This window comes from Anaeromyxobacter sp. Red801, from assembly GCF_049201065.2.
In the GTDB taxonomy this organism is placed as follows: domain Bacteria; phylum Myxococcota; class Myxococcia; order Myxococcales; family Anaeromyxobacteraceae; genus Anaeromyxobacter.
Map to the genome: position 1 here is coordinate 822,493 of NZ_CM181236.1, position 15,660 is coordinate 838,152.

Here is a 15,660-nt window from a genome sequence, read left to right on the forward strand (position 1 = left end):
CTTCACCAGGAGAGACCGAAGCATGACCCGTGCTCTCGCCCTCGGCGCCGTGGTGGTGGCGCTCGCGGCCGGTCCCGCGCGCGCCGCGGATCCGCGCCCGCAGCCCAAGGAGGCGGACCTCGGCCAGAAGCGCCAGGTCGCGCCCGACGCGTCGCTGGGCGGGAGCCTGCAGGCCGCCAAGAAGGCGTCCGAGCCGGGCGGCCCGAAGCTGGACTTCGAGACGTTCCGCAAGAAGGTCGAGGTGGACATCTCGGCCAAGCGCCGCGAGGAGATCGCCAGCCTCCAGCAGCTCATCCAGCTCGGCGGCGGGTCGGCCACCGAGACGCCGCAGTGGTACTTCCGGCTGGCCGAGCTGCTCTGGGAGGAGTCGCAGTACTTCTTCTTCGAGGCGAACCGCCGCGACGACCGCATCATCGAGATCGGCACCTCCAACCCGGCCGAGGTCGGCCGGCTCCAGGACGAGAAGAAGGGGCTCGACCAGCAGTCGCGGCGGCTGCAGGAGCAGGCGGTGGCGCTCTACAAGGCCATCATCTCGCGCTACCCGAACTACCCGCGGCTGGACGAGGTCCTCTACTTCCTCGGCGAGAACCTCTCCCGCCGCGACCGCAACGACCCCGACGCGCTGAAGGCTTACCGCGCGCTCATCCAGAAGTTCCCGAGCTCGCGCTACGTGCCCGACGCGTGGATGGCCTTCGGCGAGTACTACTTCGACCGGGCCAACAAGAACGACCGCAACGGCAACCTGCGCAAGGCGCTCGAGTCGTACCGGAAGGCCGCCGAGTACCAGGAGAGCTCGGTCTACGGCTACGCGCTCTACAAGCAGGGCTGGGTCCACTACAACCTCGGCAACTGGAGCGAGGCGCTGGAGCTGTTCCGCGGGGTGATCTTCTTCGGGGAGATGCCCACCAGCACGGTGCCCGCCGACCGCAAGCTCGCGCTGGTGAAGGAGGCGCGGAAGGACTACGTCCGCACCTACAGCCACGTCGGCTCGGCCGAGGGCGCCTGGGACGACTTCCGCCGCGTCGGCGGGCAGACCGGCTGGTGGGACATGCTGAAGTCCCTGGCCGGCCTGTACTTCGACGAGGGCAAGGATCGCGACGCGGTGCTGGTCTACCACCGCATGATCCAGGAGAAGCCGCTCTCGGTCGAGGCGCCGTTCTTCCAGTCGCGCATCGTCACCTGCGCCGGCCGCATGGGCCGCAAGGACGCGGCGGTGGCCCAGGCGCACGTCTTCGTGCGGATGCTCCGCGACATCGAGGCGTCGGCCGAGGGCAAGGACCCGAAGAACGAGAAGGTGCTGAAGGAGGCGCGGCGCGACGCCGAGGCCACCCTGCGCATCCTGGCGGTGCAGTACCACAACGAGTGGAAGAAGACGCGCGACGACCCGGTCGCCGGCTTCGCCGCCGCGGTCTACAAGGACTACCTCGACGTCTTCCCGGGCGAGCCGCCCGCCTACGAGATGCGGTTCTTCCACGCCGAGCTGCTCTACGCGCTGGCCGAGTTCGAGGCCGCCGGCGCGGAGTACGAGCGCGTGGCGCTCGTGGACGTCCAGGCGCTCAAGGCGAAGCCGCAGGCCGGGCAGCCGGCGCCGAAGCCGGGCAAGTTCTTCAAGGACGCGCTCGAGAACGCGGTGTTCGCCTACGACCTCGTGGCGAAGAAGCTCGACGAGACCGAGAAGCGCCAGCCCTCGGACCCGAGGAAGAAGCTCCCCATGGCGCCGCAGCGGCAGAAGCTGGCCGAGGCGTGCCAGCGGTACCTCGAGTACCAGCCGAAGGGCGAGAAGTGGGTGGAGATCGCGTACAAGCTCGCGAACCTGCACTACCGCCACAACGCGTTCGGCGAGGCGAGCGACCTGTTCACGCGCATCGCGCTCGACCACCCGCAGCACGAGCTGGCCGGCTACTCCGCGAACCTGGTGCTGGACGCCTACAACCTGCTCGGCGACTGGCGCAACGTGAACGGCTGGGCGAAGCGGTTCTACGACAACCGCGCGCTCATCGCCGCGCACCCGCAGCTCAAGGACGACCTCTCCCGCGTCATCGAGCAGAGCGCGTTCAAGGTGATCGAGGAGAAGGAGAAGGCCCAGGACTTCGTGGGCGCGGCCGAGCAGTACCTCGCCTTCGCGCGCGACTGGCCGGCGTCCCGCCTCGCCCCCACCGCGTACTACAACGCGTCGGTGGACTACGTCCGCGCGCACCGGCTCGACCGCGCGATGGAGATCCGCGAGCAGTTCCTGCAGCGCTACCCGACGCACCAGCTCGCGCCGAAGTCGCTCTACGACAACGCCGAGGCCTACGAGGCGGTGGCGGACTTCGGGCGCGCCGCGGACCACTACGAGCGCTACTTCCAGGCCTGGCGCGCCGCCAGCCGGCGCGAGCCGCCGCCCGCCGCGAAGGCCAGGGGCAAGGCGCGCGGCAAGGCCGCCGCCGCGGCCGAGGCGCCGGCCGGCCCGCCCGCCGTGTACGAGGAGAAGAAGGCGAACGACGCCATCGTGAACGCGGCGGTGTTCCGCGCCGGCCTGCGCGAGTGGGCGAAGGCGGAGGCCGCCACCCGGGCCTACCTCGACACGTGGCCGAACGGGCCGGACGCGCGGCGGATGTTCCGCTCGCTCGCCGACCTCTACGGAAAGCAGGGCCAGGCCAGCCGCGAGCTGCGCCAGCTGGAGGAGTTCCAGCTGAAGTACGCCCGCGACCCGGAGGACTGGATGGACGCGCAGCAGCGCATCGCCGCCATCCAGGAGAAGTCCGGCAACGGCGCGGCCGCGCAGCGCACGTACCAGGCCGGCTACGCCTACTGGAAGCGGAACCGCGACAAGGTGAAGGAGCGCGGGCTCGGCCTGGTGGCGCAGGCGATGTACCTCGAGCTCGAGGACGACTTCGCGAAGTACGACAAGATCACGCTCGACGTGGCGCCGAACTACCTGAAGGCGCAGCTGCAGGTGAAGGGGCGCAAGCTGAAGCAGCTCGAGGACGCCTACGGCGAGGTCGTGAAGCTGAAGCAGGCCGGGCCCGCCATCTGCGCGCTCTACAAGATCGGCCTCGGCTACGAGCGCTTCGCCCGCGCGCTCCACGCCGCGCCCATCCCGCGCGAGATCCGCGGCAACAAGGCGTTCGTGGAGGAGTACCGGGCCCAGCTCACGCAGGCCTCCGAGCCGCTGGAGCGCAAGGCGGTGGAGGGCTTCGAGCTCGCCGCGAACGCCTCGCGCGACTACGGCGTGGTGAACGCCTGCGCCCGCGACGCCTCGGCCCAGCTCGCGAAGGCGAAGCCGGACCACGCCGCCGGCGCCGCGGCGGCCGAGGTCGTCCCGCCCGTCCCGGCGCCGCCGCTCGCCGAGGCGCCGAAGGGCTACGGCATCCTGGCCGAGATCCAGCCGGTGCAGGCCCGCCCCGCGGCCGGCGCGCCCCGCGCCGCCGAGGCGCCGCTGCCCGCGCTCCGCCTGCAGCCCGTCGGCGCCCGCAGCGCCGCGGCGGAGCCCGCCGATCCGCGCACCGGGCGCGGCGCCGCCGAGCCCGCCGACGCCCGCGCCGGCCGCGCCGACGCCGAGCCGCAGCTCCCCCGCCGCAAGAAGGGCGGCGACGAGGACGAGGACCTCCTGCCGTGACCACCGCGCGCACCGCCTCCCTGCTGCTCCTGCTCGCCGCCGCCGGCTGCGCCGGCTCGCGCGCGAGCGCCCCGGCGCCGGCGTCCGGCGCCCGCCCCGCGGGGCTCCCCGCCGACGCGGCCGAGGCGCTCTCGGCCCGCTCGCAGCGGCTCTACTCCGAGGCCGTCCAGGCGCAGGAGGACCAGCGCCGGCTCAAGGTGCCCACCGACTGGGCGGTCCTCGAGCGCAAGTGGCGCGCGGTCCTCGACGCGGGCGAGGTCGCCGAGGCGCGGCACAACCTGGGCGTCGCGCTCGAGGCGCAGGGGCGCGTGGACGAGGCGCGGGCCGAGTACCAGAAGGCGCTCGCCGCGAAGCCGGGCCTGCGCCAGGCGGCCGTCAACCTGGGCGTGCTGCTCGAGAAGCAGGGCGACCTGGCCGGCGCGCAGTCGATCTACGCGGCGGTGGTGCGCGACTTCCCCGAGGACGCCCGCGCGCGCGAGCGGCTCGCGGCGATGTACCGCAACGCCGGGCAGCTCGACGAGGCCTGGCGGCTGGCCCGCGAGGCCCTGCTGCGCGACCCGCGCTCGGTGGGCGCGTACATGGTGATGGCGCGGGTCTCCCTGCAGCGCGGCAACCTGGACGTGGCGCAGCTCATCCTGCTGCGCGCGCAGAAGCTCGCGCCGTCCGAGCCGGAGCTGCCGTTCCTCGCCGGCGAGGTGCTGGCGAAGCAGGGCGAGGTCGAGGCCGCGGCGGTGCAGTGGCGCAAGGCGCTCGCCCTCGACGACGGCTTCCTGCCGGCCCGCCGCGCGCTGCTCGACGCCGCCGTGAAGGGTCGCCGCTGGCCGGTGGTGGCGGAGCACGCCCAGGCCATGGTGCGCGCGGATCCGAAGAGCGCGCCCGCCTGGCTCGCGCTGGGCGTCGCGAAGCGGCACCTGGACAAGCCGGACGAGGCGCTGGCGGCGTACGCGCGGGCGCAGGAGGCATCCGGCGACGCGCTGCCCGAGGTGCACCTCGCCCGCGGCGTGCTGTTCATGCGGGTGAAGAACGAGTGCGAGCCGGCGCTGGAGGAGCTCCGCGCCTACGGCCGGATGGTGGGGCCGGTGGCGGCCGCCGACTCGCCGGCGCTCAAGCTCCAGCGGGAGTGCGAGCAGATCGTGGCCGAGAACCGGCGGGCGCAGGAGGCCGCGAAGGAGATGCAGCGGGAGGCGGAGCGCAAGGCGGCGGAGGCCGCCGCGCGCAAGGCCGCGGCGACCGCGCCCGCGGTCGCGCCTGCCGCCGCCGGGGCAGGGGCGGGGGCGGGGAAGGGCGAGCCGGCGGAGCCGGGCACCGGTGCGGGCGGAGGTGCCGCTCCCACATCGCCCCCGAACCCGTCACGGTGAGCGTCGAGGTCGGTTCCGGAGCACAGGCGTTGCTACTTGCACCACCGGCCGCGGTGATAGCCTCGGCCAACGAGAATCGGGGTTCGAAGATGCGAATGCTTCTGCTCATGCTGGTGCTCGGCGTTCCGCTCGCGGCATCCGCCCAGTCGAAGGGCCAGGGGGCGGCCCAGCAGCCTCAGGGCAAGGTCGAGTACGAGAAGAAGACGGTGATCAACTTCGAGGACGACACCATCGAGGGCGACCTGAAGCGGCCCGACGGCGAGTACGTGGAGTCGCGCCAGAAGGTGGACCACTCCAACCTCATCAAGATCCGCGAGGACTGGCGCGACAAGGTGATGCAGGCATCCGGCGACCTGTAGCCGTCACCCAAGGCGACCACCCGGGAGACCATGGCCACCCCCATCACCCTCAAGGTGTTCCGCGGCAACGAGCTCGTGCGAAGCGAGCAGTTCAGCCGCGAGATCATCAAGATCGGACGCCTCGCGTCGGCGCACCTCGTGCTCGACGACGAGAAGGTCTCGCGCATCCACTCGGTGATCGAGGTCTCGCCGGACGGCGCCATCTCCATCATCGACATGGGCAGCGCCGAGGGGACCTTCGTCAACGGCAAGAAGGTCAGCCGCGGCGCGCTGCGCGCCGGGGACCAGATCACGCTGGGCGGCCTGCTCATCGTGGTGGAGGGCGCCGCGGCCGAGGCGCCCGCGCCGGTGCTCGCCGCCGTTCCCGCGGTCGAGGCGGTGAACCACGCGGTCGCCGCGCCCGCGGCGGCCCGCCCGGCCAAGGTGAACGGCAACGGCGTGAACGGCCACGGGCACCCGCACGCCGAGCTGCCCGCGCCCGTCGCCGCACCGCTCGCGTCCGCACCGCTCGCGGCCGCGCCGCTCGTCGCCGCGGCCGGCGCCGCCGCGGTCGCCGCCGCGCCCGCCCCGGCCCCGCAGCCGGAGCCCGAGCCCGCCGCGGCCCCCGCGCCGGCCCCGCGCCGGCCCGCCGAGCCGCGCCGCCGCGCCGCGCTCCGGCCCGCCGAGAGCGCCGCCGAGGACCTCTCCGCGGCCGCCGACCTCGGGGTCGAGCTGCGCGTGCTCTGGGGCGACACGCTGCTCGACGCCGCCACCTTCGTTCGGCCGAAGCAGCCGGTGCTGGTGGGCGACGGCGAGAAGTGCAGCCTGCGCGTCGAGGGGCTGCCGCTCGCCGAGTTCCCGATGCTCCGCTTCGAGGACGGCGACTACAAGTTCGCGTTCGGCTCCGGGATGACCGGGGTGGTGGACGAGCGGGGGCAGCGCACCGCCTTCGGCGAGCTGGTGAAGTCGCGCAAGGCCGCCAGCGACGAGAAGGTGAAGGGCGCCTACTGGATCCCGGTGCCGCGCGCCGGCGCGGTCCGCGCCGAGGTCGGCAGCCGCCTCGCCATCGAGGCGCGCCCGAAGAAGCCGGAGCCGGTGAAGCCGGTGCCGTTCTGGGACCGCATCAACTACCGGCTGCTCAACCTGTTCCTGGTGCTGTTCTTCATCCAGTCCGGGTTCATCGTCGCGGCCAACAACTTCCCGTACGACACCGACGTCCTCGCCGACGACCTGTTCAAGAACCCCTCGCGGATGGCGAAGTTCATCATCAAGCCGCCCGAGGCGAAGCCGAAGAAGCCGGAGAAGCTCGCCGGCGGCACGCAGAAGGACGATCCGGGCGAGATGGCCGAGAAGCACAAGGGCGACGAGGGCAAGATGGGCAAGCGGGACGCGCCCAAGTCGAACGCCCGGTCCGCGCCGCGCGCCATCGACCCGAACGCCAAGGACATCGTGAAGAGCACCGGCCTGCTCGGCGCGCTCGGGCGCGGCGGCGGCGGCCTCTCCACCGTGTTCGGCTCCGGCGGCCTGGGCGGCGACCTGAAGGGCGCGGTCGGCAACATGTTCGGCCCGGTGGTCGGGGACGCGCAGGGCCTGGGCGGCCTGGGCATCCGCGGCTCCGGCTCGGGCGGCGGCGGCTCCGGCGAGACCATCGGCATCGGCGCGGTCGGCACCAAGGGCCGCGGCGGCGGGCTCGGCACCTACGGCACCGGCGTCGGCGGCCTCGGCAAGAAGGGCGACCGCGACATCAGCATCGGCACCGGCGCCGCGCAGGTGATGGGCTCCATCGACAAGGAGCTGGTCCGCAAGGTCATCCAGGACCACGCCGCGCAGATCCGCTACTGCTACGAGCAGCAGCTCGCCATCAACCCGCGCCTCGCGGGCAAGGTGTCGATCAAGTGGATCATCCAGGCGGACGGCAGCGCCACCAGCCCGCAGGTGGACTCCGGCGCGACCACGCTCGAGGACGCCAAGGTCCACGACTGCATGATGAGCCGCATCACCAGCTGGCAGTTCCCCAAGCCCAAGGGCGGCGGCATCGCCGTCATCACCTATCCCTGGATCCTCCGGTCCGCCGGCGGCGAATAGGAGGGACATCTCCGTGAAGAACATCCTCGCCATCCTGGCGCTCACCGCGCCGCTCCTCGCCGGCGCACAGGAGTCCGCGCCCGGCTGCAGGAGGACCCGCGCGCCGCCCGCTTCCGCGACGTCGAGCGCGGCCTCTTCGTCGGCATGGAGGCCGGCTACATGGCCTTCACCGACACGCCCACCGAGGACCCGGCGAAGTACCCGTACGCCGGCAAGGCGGGCGGCTCGGCCGGCGGCCTGATGGTCGGGCTCACGCTGGGCATGGACTTCGGCAACCGGCTCTCGCTCGCCATCTACGGCCAGGGCGGCAACCAGAAGGGCAGCTCGAACTACGGCGCGTTCAGCCTGTTCGCGGGCGGCCTCGACGCGCGCGTGGCGCTGCTCGGCTGGACCGACCGCAACGACTGGGAGCGCTTCTTCCTGTACGTGCACGGCCGCGGCGGCTACGCGAAGAGCTGGCCCGAGGGCCTGTTCAGCACGAACGACGTCGTGGTGCAGGGCGGCCCCGGCATCGAGTACTTCACGCGCCTGCGCCACTTCTCGGTGGGCCTCGCCGCCGACTACGTCTACGCGACGAAGGCGAAGGCGAGCGGGTTCGCGGTCTACCCGACGGTCCGCTACACGTTCTGATCCCGCGGCGGGCGCGCGCGGTCCTCGCCGCGCGCCCGCCCCGGCTCCCCCCTCACCGCCAGCCCCAGGTCTCCGCGCCGTCCGGCGTGCGCGCGTAGGTCCGCCCGCCGGGCGGCCCGTAGTAGACCGCGTCCACCGGCAGCTGCGTGGCGACGTCGAAGATCCCCACCTCGCCGCCCTCGGCCGCCACCGGGAACGGGAGCCGCAGCGTCCCGTGCGGCGGCACCACCGTGCCGGCGGGCAGCGGCGTCGCGAGCCGCTGGCGGAGGTCGCCGGTGATGGCGAGGCCGCCCAGGTCGCGCGGCGTGTCCTCGCGGTTGTAGAGCTCGATCGCGTCCGGCGCGACGGCGTTCACGACCAGGCCGCCCTCACCGCGGTGGCGCTCGAGCGCGATCTGCTCGCGCAGGAACCCGGTCCGGCGCCGGACGTAGTCCTTCAGCACCTGCACCGACGCGTCCGCGTGCGCCGGGTCCACCCAGGGATCCGCCGGGAGCAGCCCGGCGATGAGCGCGTGAAGCCCCTCGATGCGCGGCGACGTCTCGGCCTCGGCGAACGGGCCGTCGAGCATCGCCTCCACCTCGTCGAGGATGCGGTTCCGCAGCGCCGGCCGGTCCCAGATGCGCTGGAACAGCACCACGAACGGCGGGTGCGCGCCGCCGTAGCGCGCCTCCTTGCCCGCCGCGACGCCGAGGGTGCCCGCGTCGTACAGCGTGTAGAACGGGATGGCGTAGCGGAACGGCACGCCCCACTCCACCGCGTTGTCGCGCCAGAACACCAGCTTCGCGTTGTTGAGATCCCACGGGACCCACAGCCACCTGTCGCGCACGCGGTCGTGCACGAGGTAGCTGCCGGAGTCGTCGATGCCGGAGAGGCTGATGAGGATGCCCACCGCGTAGAAGCGGAAGAACCGGGGCAGGTCCACGTGCCGCTCCAGCCACGCCTCGATCTCGCCCTCGGGCGTCCGGCTCAGCCCGACCAGGAACGCGTCGAGGTCGTCGGAGGGCTCGCTCGAGTTCGTCTTCTTCTCCCACGGCCCCTGGTAGTGGGCGGGCGGGGTGAGCTTCAGCTCGCAGTCGCGCAGCCCGCAGCGGTAGACGTTCGCGTTCGGGTCGATGCCGTTCTCCAGGAGGAAGTGCTTCTCGTCCGGCTCCTCGACCTCGACGTACACGCCCTGGTGCTCGCCGTTCACGTCGAGCGTCACGAACCGGGCCCGCGGCGTGGGCACGCCGGCGCCCATCATGAGCGCGTAGGAGAACGGATCGGACAGGTACCCGCCGTCGGGCCACTCGGCGAGCAGGTTGCGCGTGCGCTCGCCGTCGAGCGGCGCGTCCTTGGGGCGGCGGACCTTCCAGCTGTGCTTGGGGTGCTCGCGCGAGCCGTCGCCGCGCTGCCGGAGCGTCACGTCCCACCAGGCGCCGTGGTAGTGGAACCGGCCCGGCGCGTACTCCTTGCTCCACATCGTGTAGACGATGGCCGCGGTCGCGTCGTCGAACGCGAGCGCGTAGGGCTCGACGCTCGTCTGCAGCGGAGGCCACGCCGGCGCGCCGAGCGGCGCGTCCGGGTTCACGACCCCGCCGTTGCCACCGCCACCGCCACCGCCCCCGCCCCCGCCGCCCGGGCCCGGGCCGCCGCCCGGCTGGCCGCCGAGCGAGCCGTCGGGGAGGGGCGCGCCCCCGGTGCAGGCGAGCAGCAGGATCGGGATCAGCAGGCGGGCGGCCGCGAACGTGCGTCGCATGACCACATGCAGCGCAGCGGGCGACGCGCCGGGAAGCGGGCGCGCGGGTGATCACCCACCGTGCCTGCCCGCCGTCGCCGGACGCGCGGGCGGGCGCCGGGGGTGCGTGCGGGCGGCCTAGCGGCGGCGGCGGCGCAGCGCGGCGGCGGCAACCACCGCCAGCGGCGCGAGCAGCGCCCAGCCCGAGCCGGCGGCGGCCTGGCAGCCGACCGCCACCGCGCCGTTCGGCGGCGGCGCGCCGGGGGTGCCGCCCGTGCCGTCGTCCCCGCCCGGCGGCTGCGCGGGCAGCGCCGGGACGTCCTTCACGATCGTGAAGGTGTCGTGGACCACGCCGTCGCCGCGGATCGAGTCCACCTTCAGCGTGCCGCCGTCGAGCGTGAGGCGGAGGTGCTGATCGATCTTCTCGCGGTAGGCGGTCCAGGGCTCGGCGGGGAGCACGAAGTCGTACAGCCAGCCGCCCGCGCCGCCGCTCGTGACGTACACCGGCGCGGCGGGGTGGTCGTAGTCCTTCTGCACCGGCTGCCCCTGCCGCGTCGGCCAGCTCCGCTCGTAGAGGTGGTTGTGGCCCTGGAGCACCAGGTCCACCCCGGCTCCCTCCAGCACCCCGAGCAGCGCCGCCGGGATCTGCGGGTACACGCCGTACTTGCCGGTCGCGACCACGGGCCGGTGGATGAGGACGATCTTCCACGGGGCGCGGGTGGCCGCGAGGTCGGCGGTGAGCCAGCCGACCATCGTCTTCGCGTCGCAGCCGGCGGTCGCCGCGTCCATCGGGACGATGCAGTTCGAGTCCAGCGCCGCCACGTGCACGTCGCCCCAGTCGAACGCGTAGTAGCGCTCACCCTGCGGCCCCTCCGGCAGCTCGAAGGCGTCGAGGTACGGCTGCGCCCAGGGCTGCCGGTACTCGTGGTCGCCGGGCGCCGGCCACATCGTCACGTCCGCGAGGAGCGCCGCCATCGGGCGGAACAGCTTGGAGAGGAAGTCGGCGGCGGTGGCGTCCGGGTAGGCGTTGTCGCCCACGGTGAGGATCGCCTGCGCGCCCTCCTCCCGGATGCGCGCGATGTGGTTCAGCTCGGCGGGATCGCCGGTGCCGTAGTCGCCGACGACCGCGAGGATCGCGGCGCGGCCGGCGGCGGTGTCCGGCCGGCCCGGCGTGTGGAGCGTGCCGCCCGGCCGCTCGGCGCCGTCCACCGTGAGCCGGTACGGGATCGCGCTCGCCGCGGGCAGCCCCTCGAGGCGGAGCAGGTGGTGCGTGCCGTCGCTCGCGGCGCGCGCCGTGCCGCCGCCCGGGAGGTCCGCGACGGCCTCCACCGCCGCGGCGGCGTCGGTGTCCACCACCACCAGCGCGGAGGACGGGCCGGTCTGCTGGAGGAAGGGGCCGCGCGTGACGCTCGCGGCGAGCGCCGCCGAGGGCAGCGCGGCGAGCGCGAGGAGCAGGCGGGTGATCGAGCGCATGTGGCGTCTCCGTGCGCCCGGGGGCGCGCGCCGCAGGTCGGCGTGTCGAGGGGGTCAGCCCGTCTGAACACGCGCGGGGCGCCGGGCCATCCCGGCGCGGGCGCGGGCGCGGCGATCGCGTGCCGAGCGCGTGGCGCTCCGGCGCCGCAGGTGGGAAGCGCGCTTCCGCGGGAGGCGACGTGCGGGCGCCGCGGGAGCGGGGGAGCGTGGGCGCGGATGTGCGGGCACCGCCGTTGCACCGCGGCCCCGCGTGCTCGCCGACCGACCCTCGCACCGTGCGCTACCGTTGCTGCTCCTGCTCACCACCCCTGGCGCCGCGCTCGGCGTGGAGGCGGACGCCGCGCCGGCCGTGGCACAGGCGGAGGAGGAGGCGCTCGCCGTCCCGGCCGCCGGCAGCCCGCTCGCCGGCCAGCCGGATCCGGCGGCGGCGAGCGCGGGGGCGCCCGGGCCGGCGAGCGTCCGCGAGGTCGGCCACCCGCCGGCCGGCGCGCCGGCGCGGACGGCGCGCGTGGAGGTGGTGCGCACGGCGCCGTTGCCCGCCGCGCCCGGGCCGCCGCCGAGGACGGCGCCCCCCGCGCCCGTGGCGCCGCCCGCGAGCCCGGTGGCGGAGCCGATCCGCGCCCGTCGCGAGGGGCTGCAGATCGAGGTGGGCGGGCAGGTGTTCGTCGGCGGCGCGGCGGACGCGCGCGACGGGTGGAAGCGCGACGTGGCGCTCGACCGCGCCCGCATCGAGGTGCGCGGGAGCATGCCGGGCCTGCTCACCGTCATCGAGGCGGACGTCGCGGACACGAAGCCGCTCAAGGACGCGTTCGTGCGCCTCGACGGCCCCTCCGCCACGCGGCTCACCGCCGGCCGGTTCAAGCCGCCGTTCCTCGAGCGCGAGAACGTCTCCGCGTGGAAGCTCCCGCGCATCGGCCGCGGCGTGGTGAACGACTACCTCGTGGACCGGAACGAGCTGGGCGGGCGGCGCGTCGGCGCGGTGGGCGCGGTCCGGCCGTGGGACGGCGCGCTGGAGGTCTCCGCGGGCGTGTTCCAGGGCACGCCGAACGGCGACGAGAAGCCGCCCCAGGACTACGTGGCCCGCGCCGCGGTCCGGCTCGCCGGCGCGCTCGAGCTCGGCGCCGCCGGCTACCGCGCCGGCCGCTCCGCCCCGGACGCGCCCCGGCGCGAGGCGGGCTCCGCGTTCGCCGCGCTCGACGCGGGGCCCCTGGCGGTGAGCCTGGAGGCGCTGACGGGTCGCATCGAGCAGGGCACCTTCACCGCCGGTATCGGCCTGGTCGAGTACACCATCCCGGTGGGGAAGCGGCTCCGCGTGACGCCGATGGCAGGGGTGGAGGCGCTGCGGCTCCGCGCGCCCGCGCAGGGGACCGGCTCGTCCGCCGTGGGCGGGGCGGTGCTCGGCTTCGGGGAAGGGCTCAAGCTGAAGGTGCAGGGAGAGCGGGCGCGCCGCCCGGGGGAAAAGGCGCCGGCCAACGCGATCGCCGTCCAGCTCGCGACGAGGTTCTAGCGTGGTGCCCTACGCGGAGGGACCGGTGACGCTGCTGCGGCGCGAGCACAAGGTGCTGCTCGCGCCCGGGGAGGCGCGGGACGTCGCCGCCCGGCTCGGCGCCGGGGGATCGCCCGCGACCCGGGTGGCGACCGTCTACTTCGACGCGCCCGGTGCGCCCCTGGCGCTGCGGGCGCTCGAGTCGCCCGGCGACTGCGTCAAGGTGCGGGCCAAGGCCTACTGCCCGGACCGCTCGGGCCGGCCGGGGCGCGTGGTGCTGGAGCTGAAGCGCGAGCGGGGAGGGGTCACCACCAAGGACCGCACCTGGATCCCGCGCGCCGCGCTGGCGGGCGCGCTGGCGCGGCTGCCGGTGCCGGGCCCGCTCGCGCCGCTCGTCGCGACCTCGTACCGGCGGCGGGTGTGGCAGCCGTGCGAGGGGTGGCGCGTCACGCTCGACGACGGGCTCCGGTTCCACCCCGCCGGCTGGCCGCTGCTCGACCCGGACGCGCCGCCGTGGCCGGACGGGCTGCCGCCGCCGGCCGGCGCCGAGCCGCGCGCCGTCCTCGAGCTGAAGCTCGGCGCGGGCGCGCCGCCGCGCTGGCTGGTCGCGCTCGTGACCGAGCGGGCCCAGCCGTACAGCAAGCTCGCCGAGGCGTTCGCGCGCGCCGCGCCGGCGCGCACGCGCAGGGCCTGACCTCATGCTCGTCTCCTTCGAAGGCATCGACGGCAGCGGCAAGACCGCGCTCTCCAACCTGGTGTGCGAGCGCCTCCGGCGCGGCGGGCGCGAGGTGGTCCACGCGCGCGAGCGCGGCGTCCTCGCCACCGCCGCGGCCCGCCGCGTCCGCGAGCTGACGCGCGACCCGCGCCTGCTCGAGCTCTCCCCGCGCGCCGAGCTGTTCCTGAACCTCGCCCGCGAGGCGCAGCAGCTCGAGGAGGTGGTGCGGCCCGCGCTGGCCCGCGGCGCGCTGTGCGTGGCCGACCGGAGCCTGCACTCGATCCTGGCCCTAGCCGTCGCCGGCCGCGGCCTCCCGCGCGCCGAGGCGGAGGCGGCGGTGCGCGCCGCCTCGGGCGGCACCTGGCCCGACCTCGCCGTGCTGGTGGACGTGGATCCGGACCTGGCGCGGCTGCGCAAGCGCGTGGGGAAGATCCTGGAGGGCCGCGCCGACGAGCCGGGCTCGCGCAAGGGGCTCGCCGGCCACGGCCTGCTGGTCCGCATCCGCGAGCACCTCGCCGCCGAGGCCGCCGCCGCGCCGCGCGCCTGGCTGCGGGTCGCGAACGAGGGGAGGTCGCTCGAGGCGCTCGCGGACGAGGTCGCGGAGGCGATCGCGGCCCGCGCGGAGGGCCGCGCCCCGCGCCGGCGCCCCGCGCCCGCGCCGCCGCCGGCGCGCCTGCCCGGGCCCGCCGGGATCGCCGAGCGGTTCGAGGCGGCGGTGGATGCGCTCGCCGCGCGGGAGCCCGCGCTCGCGGCGCACCTGCTCGCCGGCATCCCGGGCCGCGCCGCCCACGCGCGGCGGGCGGCGCTCGCCGGCCGCTGCCCCGCCGTGGTGGCGCGCGCGCTCGAGGGCTTGTCGGATCCGGAGTCGCACGCGCTGCGGTGGGCGCTGGCGGGCCGGGTCCCGGCCGACGTCGCGGCGGGCCTGGGCGCGGACGCGTCGCCCGAGGCGATGCGGCTCCGGGCCGCGCTGCTGGCGCGCGCGCCGGGGCCGGCGGTGGCCGGGCTGGTCGCGGCGGACGGGGCGGACGCGTGGGCGCTCCGCGAGGAGGCGCTGGACCGGGGCGAGCTGGAGGGCGTGCTGCGCGGGCTGGCGGGGCTCGGCTCGGAGCGCGCCTGGGCGCTGCGGGCCGACGGGATCGGGCGCGGGCTCTGGGAGGCGGTGGGGCGCAGCCTGGCCGGCGTGGACGGCGCGCGCGCCGACGCCCTGCGGACCGCGCTGGCCGCGCACGACCGCCTCGCCGCGCTGCGCGGGACGGCCGGGGTGGACAGCGGCCCGGCGCGCGCCCTCCGCGAGCGGCTGTTCCCGCTCGCGCCGAAGCGCGTGCTCCGCACGCTGGCGGGCAACGCCGCGCCCTGGACCTGGCCGCTCCGCGAGCGCGCGCTCGCCGAGACCAAGGAGGCGCTCGACGCGGTGGACGGGATGGACCACCCGCTGGCCTGGGCGCTGCGGGCCGAGGGCGTCGCGCGCTGGCCCGCCACCGCCGTCTCGTCGCTCCGGCACCTCGCCGCGACCGCGCGCGGCCGGGAGATCGTCGCGGCCGCGCTGCGGACCGCGCCGGCGAGCCTGCCCGTGCTGCGGAACGCGCACGCGGCCCTCGCGCTCGCCGCGCACGCCCCGGGCCCGGCCCCGGGCCTGCCCGCCGCTGTGGAGGCGTCATGCACCCCGTGACGTTCCCCGCCGGGATCGACCTGCACACGCTGCCGCTCGGCACGGTGCTCCCGCGCATCGGCGCGGCGCTGGCGGTGGGCGTGGCGCTCGGGTTCCGGCCCTGGCGGCTGCTCATGGGCCGGCGGCTGCCGAGGCCGGAGATGGCGCAGGCGCAGATCCTGCTGTGCGCCGCGGCGGCGATCATCACCATGGTGATCGGCGACAGCGTGGCGAAGGCGTTCGGCCTGGTGGGCCTGGGCAGCTTCGTCCGGTTCCGCTCCGGGCTGAAGGACCCGCGCGACGCGGCCGTGCTGTTCCTCACCATCGGCCTGGGCATGGCGTGCGGGCACGGGACGCTGGGCCTCGCGCTCACCGCCGGGCTCGCGGCGTCGGCGGTGCTGGCGGCGCTCGACCTGCTCCCCGCCGGTGAGCCGGCGGACGCGGACGCGGCCGCGCGCGCCGCCGGCGCGCCGGCCGCCGAGGTGGCGCCGCCGCGGCTCGCCGACGCGTCGCGGAAGTCGCCGTGAGGCGATCGCGGGCTGGTATCGGGCGCTATCCGCGCCGTGCGCGCGCCGCGCGGCGCCGCGCGCGGGCCGCCCGCGATCACCGCGC

General features: G+C 75.6%; 11 protein-coding genes. 9 read left to right on the forward strand and 2 right to left on the reverse strand.

The features are described from left to right. Positions 1-22 precede the first annotated feature (22 nt). From ACOQFB_RS03830 to cglE, 5 genes are all read left to right on the forward strand, one after another. On the forward strand, positions 23-3,601 hold the full coding sequence (locus tag ACOQFB_RS03830; protein WP_421608683.1) for a tetratricopeptide repeat protein: 3,579 nt from the start codon (positions 23-25) through the stop codon (positions 3,599-3,601). Continuing rightward, complete coding sequence (gene gltE, locus ACOQFB_RS03835) at positions 3,598-4,959, forward strand: adventurous gliding motility TPR repeat lipoprotein GltE (protein ID WP_421608684.1); 1,362 nt, start codon at positions 3,598-3,600, stop codon at positions 4,957-4,959. Before ACOQFB_RS03830 ends, gltE begins: the two co-directional genes overlap by 4 nt. Positions 4,960-5,048: 89 nt before the next feature. After that, positions 5,049-5,318, forward strand: coding sequence for an adventurous gliding motility protein CglF (cglF, locus tag ACOQFB_RS03840; protein ID WP_059439616.1), 270 nt, complete (start codon positions 5,049-5,051; stop codon positions 5,316-5,318). 30 nt (positions 5,319-5,348) lie between these two features. Next, positions 5,349-7,382 (forward strand): adventurous gliding motility protein GltG, encoded by a 2,034-nt coding sequence (gene gltG, locus ACOQFB_RS03845; RefSeq protein WP_421608685.1) that lies wholly within the window; start codon positions 5,349-5,351, stop codon positions 7,380-7,382. Positions 7,383-7,541: 159 nt separating this feature from the next. Further along, positions 7,542-8,012, forward strand: a complete 471-nt coding sequence (gene cglE, locus ACOQFB_RS03850) for an adventurous gliding motility protein CglE (RefSeq protein ID WP_494492455.1) — start codon at positions 7,542-7,544, stop codon at positions 8,010-8,012. 52 nt (positions 8,013-8,064) lie between these two features. Here the strand turns inward: cglE and ACOQFB_RS03855 are convergent, their stop codons facing one another. Beyond that, entirely contained in the window at positions 8,065-9,747 is a 1,683-nt protein-coding gene (locus ACOQFB_RS03855; RefSeq protein ID WP_059439398.1) for a CotH kinase family protein, read from the reverse strand. Positions 9,748-9,864: 117 nt separating this feature from the next. Beyond that, positions 9,865-11,199 (reverse strand): metallophosphoesterase, encoded by a 1,335-nt coding sequence (locus ACOQFB_RS03860; RefSeq protein WP_059439399.1) that lies wholly within the window; start codon positions 11,197-11,199, stop codon positions 9,865-9,867. 286 nt (positions 11,200-11,485) lie between these two features. Here ACOQFB_RS03860 and ACOQFB_RS03865 point away from each other — a divergent pair, with 286 nt between their 5' ends. Genes ACOQFB_RS03865 through ACOQFB_RS03880 form a run of 4 tightly spaced genes read left to right on the forward strand, consistent with a single transcriptional unit; the run spans position 11,486 to position 15,575 of the window. Further along, a complete protein-coding gene (locus tag ACOQFB_RS03865) occupies positions 11,486-12,706 on the forward strand; it encodes a putative porin (RefSeq protein ID WP_421608686.1) in 1,221 nt (406 codons plus the stop codon). A gap of 1 nt (position 12,707) precedes the next feature. Continuing rightward, positions 12,708-13,379, forward strand: a complete 672-nt coding sequence (locus tag ACOQFB_RS03870; protein ID WP_421608687.1) for a VTC domain-containing protein — start codon at positions 12,708-12,710, stop codon at positions 13,377-13,379. Positions 13,380-13,383: 4 nt separating this feature from the next. After that, the gene (locus ACOQFB_RS03875) at positions 13,384-15,069 is read left to right on the forward strand and encodes a thymidylate kinase (protein ID WP_421608688.1); all 1,686 of its coding nucleotides are present in this window, start codon (positions 13,384-13,386) and stop codon (positions 15,067-15,069) included. Further along, positions 15,057-15,575 (forward strand): DUF4956 domain-containing protein, encoded by a 519-nt coding sequence (locus ACOQFB_RS03880; protein WP_059439589.1) that lies wholly within the window; start codon positions 15,057-15,059, stop codon positions 15,573-15,575. Before ACOQFB_RS03875 ends, ACOQFB_RS03880 begins: the two co-directional genes overlap by 13 nt. Positions 15,576-15,660: the final 85 nt, after the last annotated feature.